General features: G+C 65.5%; 21 protein-coding genes. 9 read left to right on the top strand and 12 right to left on the bottom strand.

What is annotated here, in order from left to right:
* Positions 1–84: 84 nt before the first annotated feature.
* From ABMA59_RS20900 to ABMA59_RS20890, 3 genes are read right to left on the bottom strand one after another with little or no spacing between them, the layout of a single operon-like run.
* Positions 85–978, bottom strand: coding sequence for an NAD(P)/FAD-dependent oxidoreductase (locus ABMA59_RS20900; protein ID WP_349007442.1), 894 nt, complete (start codon positions 976–978; stop codon positions 85–87).
* 2 nt (positions 979–980) lie between these two features.
* Positions 981–1427 carry an Rrf2 family transcriptional regulator gene (locus ABMA59_RS20895; protein WP_349007325.1) on the bottom strand — a complete coding sequence of 149 codons (447 nt, stop codon included), beginning with the start codon at positions 1425–1427 and terminating at the stop codon, positions 981–983.
* 59 nt (positions 1428–1486) lie between these two features.
* The gene (locus ABMA59_RS20890) at positions 1487–2125 is read right to left on the bottom strand and encodes a hypothetical protein (protein WP_349007324.1); all 639 of its coding nucleotides are present in this window, start codon (positions 2123–2125) and stop codon (positions 1487–1489) included.
* Positions 2126–2373: 248 nt separating this feature from the next.
* Between ABMA59_RS20890 and ABMA59_RS20885 the strand changes: the two genes are divergently transcribed.
* The gene (locus ABMA59_RS20885; RefSeq protein WP_349007323.1) at positions 2374–3087 is read left to right on the top strand and encodes a type 1 glutamine amidotransferase; all 714 of its coding nucleotides are present in this window, start codon (positions 2374–2376) and stop codon (positions 3085–3087) included.
* A gap of 220 nt (positions 3088–3307) precedes the next feature.
* Positions 3308–3439 (top strand): hypothetical protein, encoded by a 132-nt coding sequence (locus tag ABMA59_RS20880; protein ID WP_349007322.1) that lies wholly within the window; start codon positions 3308–3310, stop codon positions 3437–3439.
* A 43-nt stretch (positions 3440–3482) separates the two neighbouring features.
* On the opposite strand, the gene ABMA59_RS20875 is transcribed toward ABMA59_RS20880, so the two are convergent.
* A complete protein-coding gene (locus tag ABMA59_RS20875; protein ID WP_349007321.1) occupies positions 3483–4220 on the bottom strand; it encodes a metallophosphoesterase in 738 nt (245 codons plus the stop codon).
* 140 nt (positions 4221–4360) lie between these two features.
* Positions 4361–5152, bottom strand: a complete 792-nt coding sequence (locus ABMA59_RS20870; RefSeq protein ID WP_349007320.1) for an FCD domain-containing protein — start codon at positions 5150–5152, stop codon at positions 4361–4363.
* Positions 5153–5533: 381 nt separating this feature from the next.
* Here ABMA59_RS20870 and ABMA59_RS20865 point away from each other — a divergent pair, with 381 nt between their 5' ends.
* The 5 genes from ABMA59_RS20865 to ABMA59_RS20845 all read left to right on the top strand — a co-directional run bounded on the left by ABMA59_RS20865 (position 5534) and on the right by ABMA59_RS20845 (position 11254).
* Complete coding sequence (locus ABMA59_RS20865; protein WP_349007441.1) at positions 5534–6796, top strand: DUF3422 family protein; 1263 nt, start codon at positions 5534–5536, stop codon at positions 6794–6796.
* A 102-nt stretch (positions 6797–6898) separates the two neighbouring features.
* Positions 6899–8395, top strand: a complete 1497-nt coding sequence (locus ABMA59_RS20860) for an FAD-linked oxidase C-terminal domain-containing protein (protein WP_349007319.1) — start codon at positions 6899–6901, stop codon at positions 8393–8395.
* A gap of 153 nt (positions 8396–8548) precedes the next feature.
* Positions 8549–9748: an FAD-binding protein gene (locus tag ABMA59_RS20855; protein WP_349007318.1), complete on the top strand. Its 1200-nt coding sequence runs from the start codon at positions 8549–8551 to the stop codon at positions 9746–9748.
* Positions 9748–11046, top strand: a complete 1299-nt coding sequence (gene glcF, locus ABMA59_RS20850; protein WP_349007317.1) for a glycolate oxidase subunit GlcF — start codon at positions 9748–9750, stop codon at positions 11044–11046. Before ABMA59_RS20855 ends, glcF begins: the two co-directional genes overlap by 1 nt.
* A gap of 16 nt (positions 11047–11062) precedes the next feature.
* Positions 11063–11254, top strand: coding sequence for a hypothetical protein (locus ABMA59_RS20845; RefSeq protein WP_349007316.1), 192 nt, complete (start codon positions 11063–11065; stop codon positions 11252–11254).
* Positions 11255–11285: 31 nt separating this feature from the next.
* Here ABMA59_RS20845 and ABMA59_RS20840 read toward each other — a convergent pair whose 3' ends face one another.
* The 4 genes from ABMA59_RS20840 to ABMA59_RS20825 all read right to left on the bottom strand — a co-directional run bounded on the left by ABMA59_RS20840 (position 11286) and on the right by ABMA59_RS20825 (position 15376).
* Positions 11286–11960, bottom strand: a complete 675-nt coding sequence (locus ABMA59_RS20840; protein WP_349007315.1) for a DUF2161 domain-containing phosphodiesterase — start codon at positions 11958–11960, stop codon at positions 11286–11288.
* A gap of 184 nt (positions 11961–12144) precedes the next feature.
* Positions 12145–13146 carry a hypothetical protein gene (locus tag ABMA59_RS20835; RefSeq protein ID WP_349007314.1) on the bottom strand — a complete coding sequence of 334 codons (1002 nt, stop codon included), beginning with the start codon at positions 13144–13146 and terminating at the stop codon, positions 12145–12147.
* Positions 13147–13408: 262 nt separating this feature from the next.
* Complete coding sequence (locus ABMA59_RS20830) at positions 13409–14338, bottom strand: bifunctional 5,10-methylenetetrahydrofolate dehydrogenase/5,10-methenyltetrahydrofolate cyclohydrolase (protein WP_349007313.1); 930 nt, start codon at positions 14336–14338, stop codon at positions 13409–13411.
* A 228-nt stretch (positions 14339–14566) separates the two neighbouring features.
* Positions 14567–15376 carry a L,D-transpeptidase gene (locus ABMA59_RS20825; RefSeq protein ID WP_349007312.1) on the bottom strand — a complete coding sequence of 270 codons (810 nt, stop codon included), beginning with the start codon at positions 15374–15376 and terminating at the stop codon, positions 14567–14569.
* 236 nt (positions 15377–15612) lie between these two features.
* Between ABMA59_RS20825 and ABMA59_RS20820 the strand changes: the two genes are divergently transcribed.
* On the top strand, positions 15613–16260 hold the full coding sequence (locus ABMA59_RS20820) for a DNA-3-methyladenine glycosylase I (RefSeq protein ID WP_349007311.1): 648 nt from the start codon (positions 15613–15615) through the stop codon (positions 16258–16260).
* 3 nt (positions 16261–16263) lie between these two features.
* On the opposite strand, the gene ABMA59_RS20815 is transcribed toward ABMA59_RS20820, so the two are convergent.
* The 3 genes from ABMA59_RS20815 to ABMA59_RS20805 all read right to left on the bottom strand — a co-directional run bounded on the left by ABMA59_RS20815 (position 16264) and on the right by ABMA59_RS20805 (position 18619).
* Positions 16264–16722 carry a PaaI family thioesterase gene (locus tag ABMA59_RS20815; protein ID WP_349007310.1) on the bottom strand — a complete coding sequence of 153 codons (459 nt, stop codon included), beginning with the start codon at positions 16720–16722 and terminating at the stop codon, positions 16264–16266.
* An 80-nt stretch (positions 16723–16802) separates the two neighbouring features.
* Complete coding sequence (locus ABMA59_RS20810) at positions 16803–17255, bottom strand: TspO/MBR family protein (RefSeq protein ID WP_349007309.1); 453 nt, start codon at positions 17253–17255, stop codon at positions 16803–16805.
* Between the two features lie 77 nt (positions 17256–17332).
* Entirely contained in the window at positions 17333–18619 is a 1287-nt protein-coding gene (locus ABMA59_RS20805) for an RsmB/NOP family class I SAM-dependent RNA methyltransferase (RefSeq protein WP_349007308.1), read from the bottom strand.
* 193 nt (positions 18620–18812) lie between these two features.
* Between ABMA59_RS20805 and ABMA59_RS20800 the strand changes: the two genes are divergently transcribed.
* The gene (locus ABMA59_RS20800; protein WP_349007307.1) at positions 18813–19088 is read left to right on the top strand and encodes a helix-turn-helix domain-containing protein; all 276 of its coding nucleotides are present in this window, start codon (positions 18813–18815) and stop codon (positions 19086–19088) included.
* The last annotated feature ends 32 nt before the right edge of the window (positions 19089–19120 follow it).

Below are 19120 nucleotides of genomic sequence, written 5' to 3'. Positions count from 1 at the left end.
GTCGCTTTCCGAGCAAGCCACAATAGGGGTTTCGCTGCGTTGTGGCGGGATTTGATTTTTCTTCAAGCAGGAAAGACCGAGGCGTCAATCGCCGCGAAAAATCAGCGATTGATGGACGCCTGCGCCAGCCATCGCGCCGTCGCCGACCGCCAGCGCGACATTGCCTGCTCCGCGCGCCGCGTCGCCGGCGGCGAACACGCCGGGCACGGTGGTTTCCTTGACAGCGTCGGTGCGGATGAACTGTCCCATCGGCCCGTCGTCGAACGCGCAGCCCAGTTTCTCCGCCAGTGTTCCGGTAGGGCGGGTGCGGGTCGCCGTGAACAGGCCGGCGACGGGCACCACGCGGCCGTCGGCAAGTTCGACGTCCGCCCTGTCGCCGGAGATTGCGACGACCTTTTCGCGTTCGACGGATACGCCGCGCCGTTTCAGGTCATCCATGCGGTCGTCGTCCAGCGGAAAGGCGTCGGTGACGAACAGCGTCGTTCTGCCCCAGTCGGGCAGCATCAGCGCATGGTGAAGGGAGGCGGGTGAGACGCCGAGCACGCCGATCGGCCCGTCGCCGAGTTCATAGCAATGGCAATAAGGGCAGTGGAACACGCTTCTGCCCCAGCGCTCGGCCAGGCCGGGAATATCGGGCAATTCGTCGGTGACGCCGCCCGCCAGCAGCAGCCGCCTGGTCTCGAACGCCTGTTCGTCGGCGATGGCGACGGAAAAAGCCTTGTCCGAGGATGTGGCGGAGAGGGCGATGCCATCGAGCCAGCGTACGGTCGGATAAGCCAGCAATTGGGCGCGGGCGTCGGCCACGATGTCGCCGGACGCCCGGCCGTCCTGGCCGAGAAAACCGTGCGAGGTTTTTGCAAAACGGTTGCGGCGCTGGCCGCCGTCTATGACAAGCAGCTTTCGCCGCGCCCGCGCCAACTGCAAGGCGGCGGAGAGACCGGCGTAACTGCCGCCGACTATGATCGCGTCGAACATCAAGCTCATTCCTCTTTTCGAATGCGATGGGCGGCGGTGTTGCGCCGGAAATCATCCGCCAGCGCCGCCAGCGTCACCGTGCCCAGGCGGCTGATCAGCAGCGCCTCGGCCTCGGCGAAGGCCGGGGTCAGCGCCCGGTTGACCGCCTGCTCGACCAGACAGGACGGGCTTTCGATATGCACCCCGATCGCCAGCAGGGTCGGCGCGCCCAGGGCATCGTAGATGTCCCTCAGCGTCACAGCCGACAGGTCGCAGGCGATCTCCCAGCCGCCGCCATGGCCCTTTTCGGAACGCACGAAACCGGCCTCGCGCAGGCCCGCCATGGTGCGCCGCACCACCACCGGGTTGGTGCCCATGCAGGTGGCGAGTTCGCCGGAGGTCATCGGCAGATCCTGTTCGGCCATATGCAGCAACGCGTGAAGGGTGGCCGAAAGCCGGCTGTCGTGTCTCATGTAACTTCATATGATACATGAAAAGATCGACGTCAAGCCGAAGAGTCGGGGCCGCCGGCCTATCCGCTCATGGCACCCCACGCCGGCTGATATCCGTGCCGAAGCGCGGCCACCGTCGCCAGCGGCGTGAGCAGGCGGGGCGTGCCGAGCCTTTCAAGCGTGCCGGCGTCGGCATAACCCTCGAACGACCAGCGCAACGCCCGCCCACCGCGGAGTGCGTATGCGACGCGATCGTGGAAAACCATCGTGCCGTCCGGCAATTCTGCGGCCTCTTCCGGGGTCAATTGCCTGGGGATACTGCCCGACGACACGCGCTGCCCATGCAGAACCGCGTCGATCTCGGTCACTTTCGGCCCCAAAAACCCGTTCCCGGCGGCGAAACAGTCGGAAAACTGTGCCGCCCGCTCGCGCCGGCAATAAAAGCAGGGGCGGTGGCCAGCGGCCAACGCCGTCACCTCGTCGAGGAAGAAAAGCTCCGTCCACCCGGCATTGCCGGACGGCGCGTTGCGCCCCATGACCTCGCGCTTGCGGCCCCGAAAATCGCATTCGCAGATCAGCCACGCCTTGGTCGTCCAGCGGCGCTTGAGCAACGTCTTCGTCTCCGGGTCGTGGATGACGCCACGGTTTCCCGTGAATTGCCCGCGGGCCGCCACGGCATGGATTTCGCCGAACGGGTCGACGCGGTTCTGCAGCGGCATGGCAAGGTTCCGTTCTGGTCTATTCATTCCGATCGGGTCGCATGATATCGAACGCCAGCAGGGTTGCATTCCGAAACAGGCGGGTGAGCAATGTCCGACCAGATTGAACCACTCTGCCGGAGACGGTTTGGGCCAAGGTCGAGGGCTGCGTCGAATGGCCGTACCGGCGGTACGGTCGAGACGAAGCCCGAAGGATTTGGCCCTAACCGGCCCGGCAGAGTGGTTCAATCTGGTCGGACATTGCTCTGATGCGGGTTCTTGTCATCCAGAATTACGACGGCAGCGGGTTGGGCCAGGTGGCGACCGCGCTCGATGAGGCACGCGCGGAGATTGACCTGCGCATGGCGCATCGTGGTGACGCGCTGCCGGAGAATTCCGACGGCTACGATGCCGCCGTCATCCTCGGAGGCGGCCAGAACGCGCTTGCCGACGACGAATACCCCTACATCCCTTCCTTGCTCGACCTGGCCCGCGATTTCTCGGGCAAGGACAAGGCGGTGCTGGGCATCTGCCTCGGCAGCCAGCTTCTGGCCCGCGCTTTCGGCGGCAAAAACCAGATCGGCGGCGCCAGCGAATTCGGTTGGTGCTCGGTCAGCCTGACCGACGAGGGCACGGCCGACCCGGTGCTGCGCCACGCGCCGCGCGACTTTTCGATTTTTCAGTGGCACGACGACACCTTCTCCATTCCCGACGGCGCATTGCATCTTGCTTCGAGCGGCGTGGCCAGCAGCCAGGCGTTCCGGGTCGGCCGCGCCACCTATGGCGTGCAGTTCCATTTCGAAGCCGACCGGAAATTGGTGCGCGAATGGAACGCTGCCTTCGCCAAAACCATCGCCGAGAATCAGCCGGACTGGCTGGGGCGTTTCGAGGCCGAGGCCGCCCGCCATGGTCCCGGCGCCGACGCGGCGGGACTGGCATTGGCGCGCGCCTGGGTCGCGGCGATCCCGGCGCCGCAAGCTTAGGTCGCCATGCCCGCGGGATGCCCGTGGCATAAACGTCACGCTCGCCGGTTACTCTTCAGCAAACGTTAACTTTACGGTCGATTTACCCGGCGTCTCAGCCTAGAAGGCGGCGCCTTCATGGAACCACGGAGCCGATTCCGCGCTTATTCCTGCGGATTGGAAACACAATCGTAACCGTGCGCCCGTAAGACTTTAAGAGAATTCAACCGAGATCACCGCTGTGCGTTCCGCGCTTCTTTCCTTTGCCATGCTTGTCGCCATCGTCCTGTTCGGGATGGGCGTCTATTCGGTCGATGCCGGCAGCCAGCAGGTTGTCGTCGACGGCTACGGCGTGGTCGCCGCCACCCACTAATCGACTGCCAAGCCCGGTACTGCCGGGCGGCACTCTCCAAAAATCAGGCCTGCGCGGTCATCAGGCGCTTTTCAGCGCCCTCGATCACCAGCGCTGTGAGCACCCCGGAACGCCATGCGCCGGTGTCGACATTGACTCGATTGGCCAACACTTCCGGCTCGCGTGTGATCGTATGGCCATGCACCACGACCTTCGGATGAAGGTTCGGATGGTGCAGGAACTCGTTCCTGATCCAGATCAGATCGTCTGATATCTGCCGGTCGAGCGGTATGCCCGGCCGGATACCGGCATGGCAGAAGAAGAAGTCGCCGAACGAAACGCTGAACCTGCGGGAGCGGATGAAACCGACATGCTCCGGCGGAACCGCCTGCACCAGGTCGGCGTGAAAGCGGTCGAGATCGCGAAAGAACCGTCCGAACCGCACATCGTACGACGCCGCGGTCTCGATGCCGCCGAACTGCATGAACAGAGACTCCTTCGACGGCGCCACCAGGAAATCCAGAAACCCGATATCGTGATTGCCGGCGAGCGTGATCATCCGCTCGTCGCGCCGGCGGGCGGCGATCAGGAAGGCCAGAACGCCACGCGATGCCGGGCCTCTGTCGACATAGTCGCCGAGATGGATGATACGCCAGTCCGCCGGCCGGTCACGCTCGATCTCGCCAGCGATGCGCTCATGCATTTTTTCGAGCAGATCCAGCCGGCCGTGCACGTCGCCGATGGCGTAAAGGCGGACGCCGTCCGGCCCGCGCGCGTCGAGATAATGGATTCCGTCAGTCATGCCGCTTCGTTTGCCACAAGATTATTCGGTGCGCGAGCCATGAGCGCCGGGCATCGGATCCTAATCGACGTCGCCGGAATTGACGGCTGCTCCGACTTTTCCGGCGTGCGCTGCCCGATCGAACAGCCGTATGCACGCGCTCATTTCCCGGCCCGTCTGTCGCCGTCGAGCCGCTGCCGCAGCCTTAGCCGGGAAACACGCTGCCATTCGCCGGTGCGCTCGGCCTGTGCCATTGCCTGTTCGATGAAGGTGATGTGGTCCATCGCGGCCTGCCGCGCCGCCGCCGGGTAGCCGCCAACCACCGCCGCGTGGATTGCCCGATGCTGGGCGAGCAGTTTTTCGCGCGCGTCGGCCATGGTGAAGACGATCAGCCGGTTCTCGAACACCCCGTCCGAAAGCAGTTTGTAGCAGGCGCGCAGCGTGTGCAGCAGCACGATGTTGTGCGCGCATTCGCCGATCGCATGGTGGAACTCGACGTCTATCTCCGCCTGCTCCGAAAAATCGCCGCGCTCGTGCGCCTGGGTCATCCGAGCCATGATGCCGTCCAACAGCGCGCGATCGTCGTCGGTGATGCGCCGCGCCGCATATTCGGCGGCGATACCCTCGATCTCGCGGCGGTATTCAAGATAGTCCACCCGCGCCCTGGAGTGGCTGACGATCAGTTCCGCGACCGGTGGGGCGAAGACCTGGCCGACGACATCCGCGACATGCGTGCCGCCGCCATGCCGGGTGACGATCAGCCCGCGCGCCTCGACCGCCTTCAGTGCATCGCGCAGGATCGGCCGCGACACCTCGAACTGCCGTGCCAACTCGCGTTCACCGGGCAGCCGGTCACCGCTGCGTAGCACACCTTCGAGGATCAGGCTCTCGATCTGCTGCACGACCTCGTCGGCGGTCCGCGAGTGTTCGATCCTTGAGAAAAGTTCGTTCAAGCGGCTGTATCCGGTGACTCCATCGACCATAGGAGGATGCTCCACAATTGGTCAAATAAATTATCCACTCAGGCTTTGGTGGCTCCGCCACCGCCGTCGGAGATCGGGATTGCCCCATTGGGGCCTGTCTACGGCAAGGCAATGTCGTGCAGCGGCAATCCTGATGCGGCGGGCTGTTTTTCAGTAGCTTGCTGGAGGGACATAGATTGGAACATGTCTATGTTGCAGCGCGAAAGAAATATTGTGCGGCGCGAAATAAATTCGCCATTGGCTTGAAGGTCTCGTGGGCCGATAAGGAAGAGGTTGTAGGCGCACGGAGCAAACATCGTGGCTGCCGAGCCAATTCGACTGAACCTAGTCCCGCCTGTTACCGGCACGGTGATGGGTTTCGCCGCCCATGAGGGCCGCCCCGGCGCTATCGGCGAGGTCCATGCGCGTCCCCATCCGCTGATCGAAAAACCGCGCGTCCTCATACAGTTGTCCTTCATGACCGAGGCCGGTGGCAGCGTCGATCACGCGGTGCTCTCCGAACTGTCGCGCCGGCTCGGCATCGCCGCGCCCGACAGGCAGGCCCGCCATCACGCCATGAGATGGGGCAGGGGCACGCTGCGCTGGGAGCGGCATACCGAATTCTCGACCTATCTGTGGGAGGGACCGCTTGGCGAGCGCATGAGCGAGGATTCACCCTTCGGCAACGGTTTTTCGCCGCCTGGAACGGTGGTCTCCGGCATCCGGCTGGAAATTCGCGACTGGATCCCTTCCAACCAGGCGCTGATTGATTCCTTCGATGCCGAGAGCCTTTGTTATTCGCTGGCCGAGAATGGTCTGGCCGCCATCGTCACCGATTTTCGCCAGGACGGCGACGGATTGACCCGCATCCTGGTGCTCGACCGGGGACTGACCGCGTCGCGTCGCGGCGCGCTGGCCCAGCGCCTGATCGAGATCGAGACCTATAGGACGCTTGCCATGCTTGGCCTGCCGCTGGCGCAGTCGCTGTCGGGGCGGCTGCGCCGGATAGAGGACCGGCTTGCCGAGATCACCGGCGCCATGCGCGCCGCCGATCGCCGGGACAGCCAGGCGCTTCTGGCCGAACTTACTGAACTTGCTGCGGAATTGGAAGCCGACGCCGCCGCCAGTCTCTACCGTTTTGGCGCCAGCCGCGCCTATGACGGTATCGTGCAGGAGCGTCTGGCGGCGCTCGGCGAAGAGACTGTCGCGGGTTATGACACCTGGGCGGGATTTTTGCAGCGGCGTGTCGCGCCTGCCATGCGCACCTGCCAGTCGGTGGAAGGACGGCAAACCGGTCTTTCGCAAAAACTTAGCCGCGCTACGACGCTGCTGCGCACCTGGGTCGACGTCGAGGTCGAAAAGCAGAACCGTGATCTGCTTGCCTCCATGAACAACCGCGCCCGGCTGCAACTGCGCCTGCAGCAGACGGTCGAGGGCCTGTCCGTCGCCGCTGTCTCCTATTATGTCGTCGGCTTGGTTGGTTATCTGGCCAAGGGCTTTTCCATTTTCGGCCTCGAGGTGAAGCCGGAACTGGTCACTGCGGCTTCGGTGCCGCTGGCGATCCTCGCCGTGTGGTGGGGTGTACGCCGAATCCGCCGCTCGCACCGCGAACAGGACGGCGCCGCAAAACACTAAGTCCTTGAGATAGCTTCTAGATCGCACCGCTTGCGATTGCTTGCCGTGCTCCCCAATTGCTGGTAAAAGATTTTTACCACTCGCTCGCCAGGGCCGCGCAAAATGTCCGGACTAGCCATGCCGACCCCCGATGCCGCGACGTTGCGGCGGCGTGCGGAGATCGTCGCCGATATCAGGCGGATCGTTCCCGGCGAGGGCGTGGTCGACACCGTCAACGAGATGCGCGCCTTCGAGAGCGACGGGTTGACCGCCTATCGGCAACTGCCGCTGGTGGTCGTGCTGCCCGAGACGACGAAGCAGGTCTCGAAAATCCTCAAATATTGCGACGAGCGCAACATCCGCGTCGTTCCCCGCGGCTCGGGCACCTCGCTCTCCGGCGGCGCGCTGCCGCTGGAGGATGCGGTGCTGCTGGTGATGAGCCGCTTCAACGAGATTCTGGAGATCGACTATCTCAATCGCGTCGCGGTGGTGCAGCCGGGCGTGACCAATCTCGGCATAACGCGCGCCGTCGAGGACGAAGGCTTTTACTACGCACCGGACCCGTCCTCGCAGATCGCCTGCTCGATTGGCGGCAATGTCGCGGAAAACTCCGGCGGCGTGCACTGCCTGAAATACGGGCTGACCGCCAACAATGTGCTCGGCATCGAGATGGTGCTGATGAGTGGCGAGGTGGTGCGTCTCGGCGGAAAACATCTGGATGCGGAAGGTTACGACCTGCTCGGCGTCATGACCGGCTCCGAGGGGCTGCTAGGCGTCGTCACCGAGGTGACCGTGCGTATTTTGAAGAAGCCGGAGACGGCGCGCGCGCTGCTGATCGGCTTTCCGACCAGCGAGCAGGGCGGCCAATGCGTCGCCGATATCATTGGCGCCGGCATCATCCCCGGCGGCATGGAGATGATGGACCGGCCGGCGATCCGCGCCGCCGAGGATTTTGTCCATGCCGGCTACCCGCTGGAATGCGAGGCGCTGCTGATCGTCGAACTGGACGGGCCGGGCGTCGAGGTCGACCACCTGATCGGCCGGGTCGAAGCCATCGCCCACAGCAACGGTTCCACCACGTGCCGCATCTCGACTTCGGATCAGGAACGGCTTTCCTTCTGGGCGGGCCGTAAGGCGGCGTTCCCGGCCGTCGGTCGCATCTCGCCGGATTATTACTGCATGGACGGCACCATTCCGCGCAAGGAACTGCCGCGCGTGCTGGCCGGCATGCGCGAGCTGTCGGAGCAATACGGCCTGCGGGTCGCCAACGTCTTCCACGCGGGCGACGGCAACCTCCATCCGCTGATCCTCTACGATGCCAACAAGCCCGGGGAACTGGAAAAGGCGGAAGGCTTTGGCGCCGACATATTGCGGCTCTGCGTAAAAGTCGGCGGCGTCTTGACCGGCGAACACGGCGTGGGCGTCGAAAAGCGCGACCTGATGCCCGAAATGTTCAACGAGATCGATCTCGACCAGCAGATGCGCGTCAAATGCGCCTTCGATCCCAACCACCTGCTCAACCCCGGAAAAGTGTTCCCGCAACTGCGCCGCTGCGCTGAACTCGGCCGGATGCACATTTCCGGCGGAAAATTGCCGTTCCCGGACATTCCGCGATTTTGAGGATGAGCAACGGTTGTCGCCAATGGGCCAAGCGCTGATGAGGCGTTCGCAGGACTTGGATTCCTCGTGCTCGCGAAATGGGGGAGAGGTGGCTAGGATGAGGCGCGGCACTGTAAGAAGGGTGGGCGAAACGCCGAGCCGCGGGTGCCGCTCATGACTACTTTCACGCCCACATCTGCCGGCGAGGTCTTGTCCGTGGTCCAATGGGCGGTTGCGGAAAACGCGCCGCTGGAAGTGCTGGGCCATGGCTCCAAGCGCGGCATCGGCCGGCCGCCGCAGACGGAACACGCGCTCGACCTGTCAGGGCTCACGGGCGTCACGCTTTACGAGCCCGAGGAACTGGTTTTGTCCGCCAGAGCCGGTACGACGCTCTCCGAGATCGAGAACCTTCTGGTCGAACGCGGCCAGGAACTTGCCTTCGAGCCCATGGATTTCGGCCCGCTGCTGGGTAGCGCGGCAGGGCGCGGCACGATCGGCGGTGCGCTGGCGGCAAACCTTTCCGGGCCGAGGCGGATCAAGGCGGGGGCCGCGCGCGACCACATCCTTGGCATCCATGCGGTGTCGGGACGCGGCGAGGCCTTCAAGTCGGGCGGGCGCGTGGTCAAGAACGTCACCGGCTATGATCTTTCCAAGGCGATGGCCGGATCATGGGGCACGCTGGCTGTGGCCACCGATGTGACCTTCAAGGTGCTGCCGGCGGCCGAAACCGAGACGACGCTTGTGCTGCCGGGCCTGCTTGACGATGCGGCGGTCGCCGCGATGGCAGTGGCAATGGGCTCTTCGGCGGAGGTGTCGGGCGCCGCGCATCTGCCGGAGACGGCCGCCGGACGGGTCGGCGACGGTGCGTTCAAGGCGGCCGCGACATTGCTGCGCGTCGAGGGTTTCGGGCCGTCGGTGGACTACCGCGTAAACCATCTGCGCGACGTCTTCGGCGGCGGCGCTGGGTTCGAGGAGATTTCCGGCGGCGCCTCCAAGGCGATCTGGCGAGTGATCCGCGACTGCCTGCCCTTCGCCGACGGGAGCCAAAAACCGGTCTGGCGTGTGTCGATGGCGCCGAGCGAAACCCACAAGGCGGTGATGGCGTTGCGCATGGAGGCGGCGGTCGAGGCCTTTTACGACTGGGCCGGCGGGCTGGCCTGGTTGCGGATGGAAGGCGATCCCGACGCCGATCTTCTGCGCGGGCTTGTAAAAAAATTCGGCGGCGGCCATGCCACGCTGGTACGCGCCAGCGTAGCCGACCGCGCCGCCATCCCGGTCTTCGAGCCGCAAGCGCTGGCGCTGGCCGCACTGTCCCGGCGGCTGAAGGAGCAGTTCGACCCGCAAAACATCCTCAATCCGGGACGGATGGGCTGATGCAAACCACCTTCTCCCTCGCCCAACTCGCCGATCCGCATGTCGCGGAGTCGGAAAAGATCCTGCGCAAATGCGTGCATTGCGGCTTCTGCACCGCGACCTGCCCGACCTATGTGACGCTGGGCAATGAGCTCGACAGCCCGCGCGGACGAATTTACCTGGTCAAGGACATGCTGGAGAACGGCAGGCCGGCCGACAAGGAAATCGTCACCCATATAGACCGCTGCCTGTCCTGCCTGTCCTGCATGACGACCTGCCCGTCGGGCGTGAACTATATGCACCTGGTCGATCATGCCCGCGCCCATATCGAAGAGACCTACAAGCGGCCGCTGGCCGACCGGCTGATCCGGCAGGTGCTCGCCTTCACGCTGCCTTATCCCAAGCGGTTTCGCGCCGCGCTGTCGCTGGCGAAGCTCGGGCGGCCGTTCGCCGGCCTGCTGGCCGGCGTGCCGGCGCTGAAGCCGCTGACGGCGATGCTGAAGCTGGCACCCGCATCCGTACCGGCGGCCTCGCCGGTGTCGCGGCCCGGCCGCCATCGAGCCAGGGGCGAGAAGCGGGGCAGGGTGGCGCTGCTCACCGGCTGCGCGCAGTCGGTGCTGGAGCCCGGAATCAACGAGGCCACGGTGCGGCTGCTCACCCGGCTGGGCGTCGAGGTCGTGGTGCCGGAAGGCGAGGGGTGTTGCGGCGCGCTGGTCCATCATATGGGCAAGGAGGACGCGGCGCTCGCGGCGGCGCGCAAAAACGTCGACGCCTGGACGCGGCAGATCGAGCAGGGCGGGCTGGACGCGATCGTCATCACGGCCTCGGGCTGCGGCACGACGATCAAGGACTATGGCTTCATGCTGCGGCTCGACCCGGCCTATGCGGACAAGGCGGCAAAAGTCCCGGCGCTGGCCAGGGATGTCACCGAATATCTTGCGGCGCTCGAGCTGCCGGAGCCATCGGTCAGGCCGGGCCTGACGGTGGCCTATCACTCCGCCTGCTCGATGCAGCATGGCCAGAAGATCACGCGCCAGCCGAAGGAGTTGCTTGCCCGCGCCGGCTTCACCGTGAAGGAGCCGCGCGAGGGTCATTTGTGCTGCGGCTCGGCCGGCACCTACAACATTTTGCAGCCCGAGATTTCGGCAAGTCTGCGCGACCGCAAGGTGAAAAACATCGAGGCGACGGGCGCGGTACTCGTCGCCACCGGCAATATCGGCTGCATTACCCAGATCGCTTCCGCGGCGAAGCTGCCGGTGGTGCATACGGTGGCGCTGCTCGACTGGGCTTATGGGGGGCCGAAGCCGAAAGGCGTCTAGCCGGGGAGGTTGTGGAATGGGAGCGCTGTTTTATCTCCTGCTTCCGATCGCAATCGCGATCGCCATCTGGCTGGGGATCAGGTTTCGCAACTCGAGCCGCCCGTGGCTGGTCGGGCCGCTGTCAGGCTCCGTCGCGTCGAATGATCACGGTTTCGATTCCAGCACGTCCGGAGACGGCGGTGATGGAGGCGGGGGTGGCGGCGATTGACGGTCGATTGCCGAGCTGAAGAACGCCGCAGCTACTCCGCCGCCTGTTGCACACTTGGCTGCGGCCAGCGCTCCAGCGCAATCCGTCCGGCCTCGGTGAGGTCGTAGACGCCCCTTTCCGCCCGCAGGAACCAGCCATAGACATTGCGGCGCAGGATCGCGGCGGCCTTCGGCGCGCCGGGCTTGAGGTCGCGCGGCCGCTTCGGGCCTTCGGCGAGGGCGGCGGCGCAGGCCAGAGCCTGCTGGCGGTAAGCGGTCATGATCGGCGCGCGCGAACCGCCGCCGGTTGCCGGATCGCCCTGGCGGCGGCGGTGCTCGTCGACCAGCCGCGAGCGCCGGCGCGGATCGCGGCGCGGCGGCAAGGCGGCCGGGCTGAGCAGAAGCTGGACATCGCCGTCGGCGGTGACGCCGAGCAGGCCGAAGCCGAGGCGCCGGCATAGATTGCGGAAACGCCTGTCGGCCTCGCGCCCCTTGCCGCGCGCCGACAGACGCGCCGCCAGCCATACCTCGTCGCTGGCGGCGGCGCGGTCGACGCCTTGCAGCAGCAGTTCGAGGTTGAACTGCAGCTTCAATTCGCAGATGACGACCACCGGCGGCGTGTCGGGGCCGAGCGCCACCAGATCGCAGCCGCCAACCTCGCCCTTGACCGAATAGCCTAGGCTTTCGAGGAAATGTTTCACCGGCAGATAAAGGGCAGTTTCGAGCATCGCTGGCCACAGAGTGATATCAGCGAGATTCGCCGATTCGCCTGTGCGTGTCATCCTGAGCGGGTCTGTTCAGTTTCGTCATCCGACGATCGCCGAACCCTCTGACAATAGATATCGCCGCCGCGCGGCGGAAAATCCGCGCCGGCCATCGATTCCTCGGTGTCGAGTCGCACAGACGGCGTTGTCACGACGTGTCGGGCGACTGCAGCACCCAGCAGGCGAGCCCGTGCATGACGTCCAGAACCTCATGGACGTCATGGGTGGGTTTTCTGCGCCAGCCCGGCGGGCGGCCGGGTTTCAGCGGCCAGATTCGGCGAGCCCGGCCCGGCCTGGGAGGGTCTCCGCTCCGCGCTGTCGCCGCTTTGCGCATTCTGCGCCGCGCGCCGATCGCGGCGAGCATTTTGTCATGCTCGCTCATCGCATCGGGGTCTCCGTCCCCGACGGTCATCGCGTCGCGAATTTTCTTATCCTGCGCGCTTGCCGCGTCGCGCCGCGCCTGCCAGCGGGCAAAACGTTTGGCCTGACGCGGCAGGTCGTCGAGGGTCGCGGCCAGCGTCTGAAGGCGCAAGGCCAGCCGCGTCGCATCGACCGGGTCGTTCCGCGACGGAGGCGCCGCAACGGGAACCGGCTCGCCGAAACCGGCAATCGAGATGCGTGGCACGCCGCAGGGTGCCGGCCGCGAGGGCCGGCGGTTCCAGGGCGGCAGGGGATCGAACAGCGGCAGCGCCGGGACGCGGCGGTCTTCCGGCTGCCTGCCGATACGGCGGAATTTGCGCCGGCCGAGCTTCTTCGGCTTCGGCTTTCGCGGAGACGGCGGCGGCAAGACCAGCCCGCGCGCCGCCACGACGATCAGCCTGCGCGCCGCCGCCTCGGCCGGACGCAGCAGTTTGAGGATGGCCCGGTGGAGATGGCGGGGGAGGGTAAGTGCCGGGTTAAGTGCCGGGGACAGTTTACTTTTTTCCGCCAGCACCTGCCTTGAAGCGGCCGCGCCCTTCCGCGGAAACAAAGTAAACTGTCCCCCAGCGCCAAGGTCCCCAGCGCCAAGGTCCCCGGCGTCAGGCCCTCCGGCGCCAACGCCCCCAGCGGCAAGCCCAATACCGGCAGCCAGCCCGGCCATGCCGACAAGCATGGCAAGGATGCGCTTCAAAGCCTCCCGGTTCTTGTCGATCGCCGCATTCCAGTCCATCGCCGCTTCCTTCCAACACGCGGCGAGATTATCGCTGCGAAAGGGAAGGGCGGGGACAACTTTCCGGAAAACAATCCTGACGGATGCTGACAAGGGCGGCACCGAAGCGACGGCTGAGGACGAGCCGTCCGCTTGCGATCCCAGCGCCCGACATAGATCCGCTATTGTCCAACGGATCGCATTGAAGCGCGCCGGCTATCGGTCGGTGGAGCGAAGCCGCGCCCGTTTGGCAGCCAAATTTGAGGGGCCTAGCCCGCGTGCTTCAGCCGGCTTTGCGCAGGGTGGTGACCGTGCCCGCCTGGTAGGTCGAGCGATAGTGCTCCCGCTGGCGCTCGAGCGCCACCATGGTGTTGCGCAGCAGGATTGCGACGGTGACAGGTCCGACGCCGCCCGGCACCGGCGTGATCCAGGACGCGACTTCCTTGACGCTCTCGGTGTCGACGTCGCCGACGATGCGCGTACCGCCGTCGGCTGTGGTTTCGCTGTTGATACCGATGTCGATCACGGCGGCTCCCGGCTTGACCATGTCGGCCTTGATCAGCCGTGGCTTGCCAACGGCCACGAACAGCGCGTCGGCGCGGCGGGCGTGGGCGGCGACGGATCGTGTCATGTGGTGGCAGACCGTCACCGTGGCGCCTTCGCTCATCAGCAGGAAGGCAATCGGCTTGCCGACGATCTCGGAGTGGCCGACGACGACAACTTCGAGACCCCTGAGGTCGAGGCCCGTCGCCTTCAGCATCTCGACGGACGCCGCCGCCGTGCAAGGCGCGAGATCGAGTTCGTTGTAGACGATGTTGCCGATCGAAGCGGGATGCATGCCCTCCACGTCCTTGAGCGGATGGATCGCGCCCTGGATCGCCTTGATCGGAATATGGGCTGGCACCGGTCGCTGGATGATGATGCCGGTGACGCGCGGATCGAGGTTCATTCCGCTGATGGCGGCTTCCAACTGGCCGGCCGAGATGTCGGCGGGAAAGCGCCGCTCGTCGAAATCGATGCCGGCGGCTTCGGCCTTCGAACGCTGGTTGCGGACATAGACATCGACGGCGGCCACATCGCCGACGGTGATCGAGACCAGTTTCGGCCGGAACCCCTCGGCTGTGGCGCGTTCCGCCTGGGCGCGCACCTCCCCGAGGATGCGGGCCGCGACCGGCGCGCCCTTCAGGTATCGGTGATCGTCGGATGTCGGCATCTTATGCTCCGAGAGTGGGGGGCGTCACTGCCGGCGCCTGTCCGGCGGGCACGGCAAGGACGTGCCACGTCAATATAGCGTGGCGGGGCCGCTGGCCAGACATCTTTGGTGCAATGCGAAAGGGCAGCGCGGTCGCCCGCGCTGCCCTTGCCCCCCGGTAAGGGAAGCGGTCCCCCAACCGCTTCCCGGCGCCGCGCCGCCCCCGCGTGCGCGGCCTCCCCGGTCCAGCTAAATGACCACCACCCTGGTGCCGACGCCGACCCGTTCGTAGAGGTCGACCACGTCCTCGTTGCGCAGGCGGATGCAGCCCGACGACACATTGGTTCCGATGGTCCACGGCGCGTTGGTGCCATGGATGCGGTAGAGCGTGTCGCCGAGATAGAGGGCGCGCGCGCCGAGCGGATTTTCGGGGCCGCCGGCCATGTAGGTGGGCAGGTTGCGGCCCTTGGCGCGCTCGCGCACGATCATTTCGCCCGGCGGGCGCCAGTCCGGCCATTCCGCCTTGCGCGAGATCTTCTGCGTGCCGGTCCAGACCATGCCTTCCTGGCCGACGCCGACGCCGTAGCGCCGCGCCCTCCCGCCGGACTCGACGAGGTAGAGGAATTTCGAGCCGGTATCGATGACGATGGTGCCGGGCTTTTCCGATCCCGAATACTCGACCTGCTGCGGCAGATAGATCGGGTCCATCTGCGGCTGGATCTGCTTCCTGCGTGGCGCCGGAACGGCGGCGGTGCGGACCGGGTCCTGGCCGAACCAGTTGAAGCCCTGGTTGCGCGCGACGCGGCGCGTCTGCGGCGCGGGCTCGCCGCGCATCACGCGCCGCTGCTGCGTGCCAGGCTGGACACGGACACCGTAGTCGGCATTGCCGCGCACGATCTTGCGGCCGGGCTGGCTGCCGAGCTGCATGACCCATGGGGCCGACAGGTCGGGGCTGACGACGACCGGCGGACGCTGCGCGTAGCGGTCATTGGCGCTGGCCGGCGCCATGGTGAGGCCGACAAACAAGGCCGAGGTTAAAAGAAGAATGCTGCTTTTCATCTTGCGCGTACTCGTCAACACACAATTCGCGAAACGGTGGCACGGCGGTGCGCTCTCGCTCCGTCATGTCAGGAGCGTGACGGCAATCGGAAACCGAAAAGTGAATCGGGTTGCTTAAAAAGCCGGGATTTCCGTAAACCTTTCAGTGTGGTTACCGGCGCGTTCAGCGATTTGGTAAAGGCGCGGTCAACAGGCCAATAGGCCCGTTAACCAAGGGTTTCGGCAGGAGCGACGGCATGACGGGATTGATCGAGGGTTCGGACGGCTTGATCCGCTGCGCCTGGGCGGGTGATCTGGCGGACTACAGGCATTATCACGACAACGAATGGGGCCGCCCGGTCACCGACGACCGCCGGCTGTTCGAAAAGATTTGCCTGGAGGGTTTCCAGTCGGGCCTGTCGTGGCTGACGATCCTGCGCAAGCGCGAAAATTTTCGCGCAGCCTTTGCCGGTTTCGACTTCGACAAGGTGGCCGAATTCGGCGCGGCGGATGTCGAGCGGCTGCTCAAGGATGCCGGCATCATCCGCCATCGCGGCAAGATCGAATCGACCATCAACAATGCGCGGCGCGCCAGGGAATTGATTGCCGAGGCGGGGTCGCTGGCGGCCTGGTTCTGGCAGTTCGAGCCGCGGGCCGGCGAGCGGCCGTCGACGGTGGATCATGCGGCGGTGGTCGTCATGCCGAAGACCGAGGTGTCGGCAAAAATCTCGAAGGAGCTGAAGAAACGCGGCTGGAGTTTTGTCGGCCCGACGACGGTCTACGCCTTCATGCAGGCGATGGGGCTGGTCAACGACCATATCGAGGGCTGCCATTGCCGCGCCCCGATCGAAGAGGCGAGGGCGGCTTTCAGGCGGCCGACGCTGCGCGGCAAGCCCGAATTCTGACGTTCAGCCTTCGATGCCTTGCCGCCCGGTGACCGTCATCATCGTGCCGGTCATGGTGGCGATGAGTTTTGCCTCGCCGTCGGCGGCGAAGGCATAGGCCTGGCCGTCGGCGACGATGATGGTGCGGCCGGGTTTCGTGACGGACCCGCGGAACAGGAAACGCTCGCCCTTGCCGGGCGCGAGCAGGTTGACCTTGAACTCGATGGTGAGCACGGCGGCGTTTTCCGGCATCAGCGAGAAGGCGGCATAGCCGCAGGCGGAATCGAGCGCGGCCGAGATGATGCCGGCATGCAGGAAACCATGCTGCTGTGTCAGCGCATCCGAAAACGGCATTTCGATCTCGACGATGCCCGGCGTCACGCTGGTGAGTTCGGCGCCCAGTGTCGTCATCACGTTCTGGCGCGCGAACGAGCTGCGGACGCGCTCCTCGAAATCCACGCTGGGCACAATCTTTGCCGACATCGCTTTTTGCCTCCGATCGTCGCTTATGACAAAGCCCGAAGCCGCAGGCAATGCAATTTGCTGCATTGCAAAAACAACGGTCAGTTGAGGGCAAACAGCGAGGCGTTAAGCAGCGTCGCGAAGGCCACCCAGGCGAGATAAGGAATGAACAGCCATGCCGCGATGGGGTCACGACGCCAAGCCATCACGACGAAGCTCGCAATCAGAACCAGCAGGACAAGGATCACGGGGAGGGCAAGGCCGATGCTGTGCAGACTGAAAAAAATGGGTGACCACGCAAAGTTCACAACGAGCTGGGCAAACCAGAGCTTGGTGAGGATTCCATCGCGCTCAACGCGCCAAATGCGCCAGCCGGCAATGGCGATCAGGATGTAGAGCACCGTCCAGACCGGGCCGAAAACCCAAGGCGGCGGATTGAAGGCCGGTTTCTGGAGTGTGTCGTACCAAGGGCCGGGAGCCGTTGCCAAGCCGATCGCCGTCCCGCCGCCGACGGTCAGCAGGAGAAACCATAACAGCGTCACGCGCCCGGCCATTCCCTGTCCTTTGCTAAGCATCCTCTGCCCTGCAAATCTGGAGCGCGCGGCGGGCCTATCAAGCCGGGCTAAGTTCGTCAGTTGCGGCGCAGGGCCGCGAAGTAAAAACCGTCCGTGCCGCTGCGCAGCGGCGACAGCACGATGCCGCCGTCCTTTTCGATGCGCGCGGCGTCCGTCTTGCCGGGAAAGCGCTGTTCGAACAGCACATGGTGGTCGGCGGGCGAAAACGCCGGGTTGGCGTCGAGGAAGCGCGCGACCTGATCGTGGTTCTCGTCGCGAAACACCGAGCATGTGACGTAGGCGATCAGCCCGCCGGGCTTCACAAAAACCTTGGCGTCCTCGAGGATGCGCGCCTGCTCGCCCTTGCGCACGTCGAGCTGCCGCGTGGTCAGCCGCCACTTGGCGTCGGGCCTGCGCCGCCATGTGCCGCTGCCGGTGCAGGGGGCATCGATGAGGACGATGTCCATCTGGCCGGCGAGCTTTTCGACTTCCGGCAACTTCGACAGGACCTGGATGTTGCGGGCGCCGGCGCGGCGGACGCGGTCGAAGATCGGCGCCAGCCGCGCCTTCTCGGCGTCGTAGGCGAATATCTGGCCCCTGTTCTCCATCGCGGCGGACAGCGCCAGCGTCTTGCCCCCGGCGCCTGCGCAGAAGTCGAGCACCTGCATGCCGGGCCTTGCCCCGGCGAGTGCGGCGGCCACCTGCGAGCCTTCGTCCTGCACCTCGAACCAGCCCTTCTGGAAAGCCGGCTCGGCCTGCACATTGGGATGGCGGCCGTCGGCGGCGATCGGCGGAATGCGGATGCCTTGGGGCGCGAGCGCGGTCGGGGCGGCGCCCGTCTGCTCCAGTTCGGCGAGCACGCGAGCGCGGTCCGACATCAGCGTGTTGACGCGCAGATCGAGCGGCGGCCGGCCGGCCAGCGCGCGCCCTTCCTCGGCCCAGTTTTCGCCGAACGTCCGTTCCAGCAGCGGTTCGCACCAGTCCGGGCTGTCGGCGCGGACGATGGCCGGCGCGTCGTTGAGGCGGTTGGCGGCCAGTGCATCAAGCTCACCTTCATCCAGCGGCGCGGGTGCAAAACGGTCGCCGTCCAGCACGCGGTTGATGCTCTCCGGCGTCTCCGTCCATTCCAGCAGAAGCGCGCCGAAGGCCAGCGCGCGCGACGTATCGGCGCCGAACAGCCACGCCGCCGAGCGTTTTCGGCGCAAGGCGTCATAGACGATGTTGCCGATCGCCGCCCGGTCTCCGGCACCGGCGAAACGGTGCGACAGGCCCCAATCCTTCAAGGCGTCCGCAGCCGGGCGATGGCGCCGCCCGATATCGTCGAGCACTTCGATGGCCGCCGCCAGCCGTCCGCCCAGTCTCATGGTGGTAATCCCGCTTCGGTTGCCCGTTCAGGGCCTTGCTACAGGGCCTAACAGGATTGGGCAACGGGTGGTCGGCCGGCAGTGTCGCGTGGGCTCGAAATCGTGTACGTCTGGTATAGCAATAGTGCTATAAAATACTTGAATGATAGAGCCTTAAAGCGCTATACTGCGACACTGAAATGGAGCATCGGATTTGATCACGGCGGGACAGATGCGGGCGGCGCGAGCCCTTCTCGAAATTGACCAGGCGCGGCTGGCCGAACTGTCCGGTGTCTCGCTCGCGACCATCCAGAGAATGGAGGCGAGCGAGGGCACCGTACGCGGCGTGGTCGATACGCTGACGAAGGTCGTGGAGGCTCTGGCCGTGGCGGGTATCGAACTGATCGGCGACAACCAGCGCAGCGACGTTGGCGGCCGTGGTGTTCGGCTTCGCGCTCCCGGCGGCCCGACGCGGCCGGGAGCGGGCTGACCGGTCGGCTGCGACAACCGCGACGACGGCAT

Origin of the sequence: Mesorhizobium yinganensis (assembly GCF_040081985.1) — a bacterium.
Taxonomy (GTDB): domain Bacteria; phylum Pseudomonadota; class Alphaproteobacteria; order Rhizobiales; family Rhizobiaceae; genus Kumtagia; species Kumtagia yinganensis.
The sequence above is the reverse complement of the archived record's forward strand: the minus strand, read 5'-3'. Positions and strand labels throughout refer to the sequence as shown.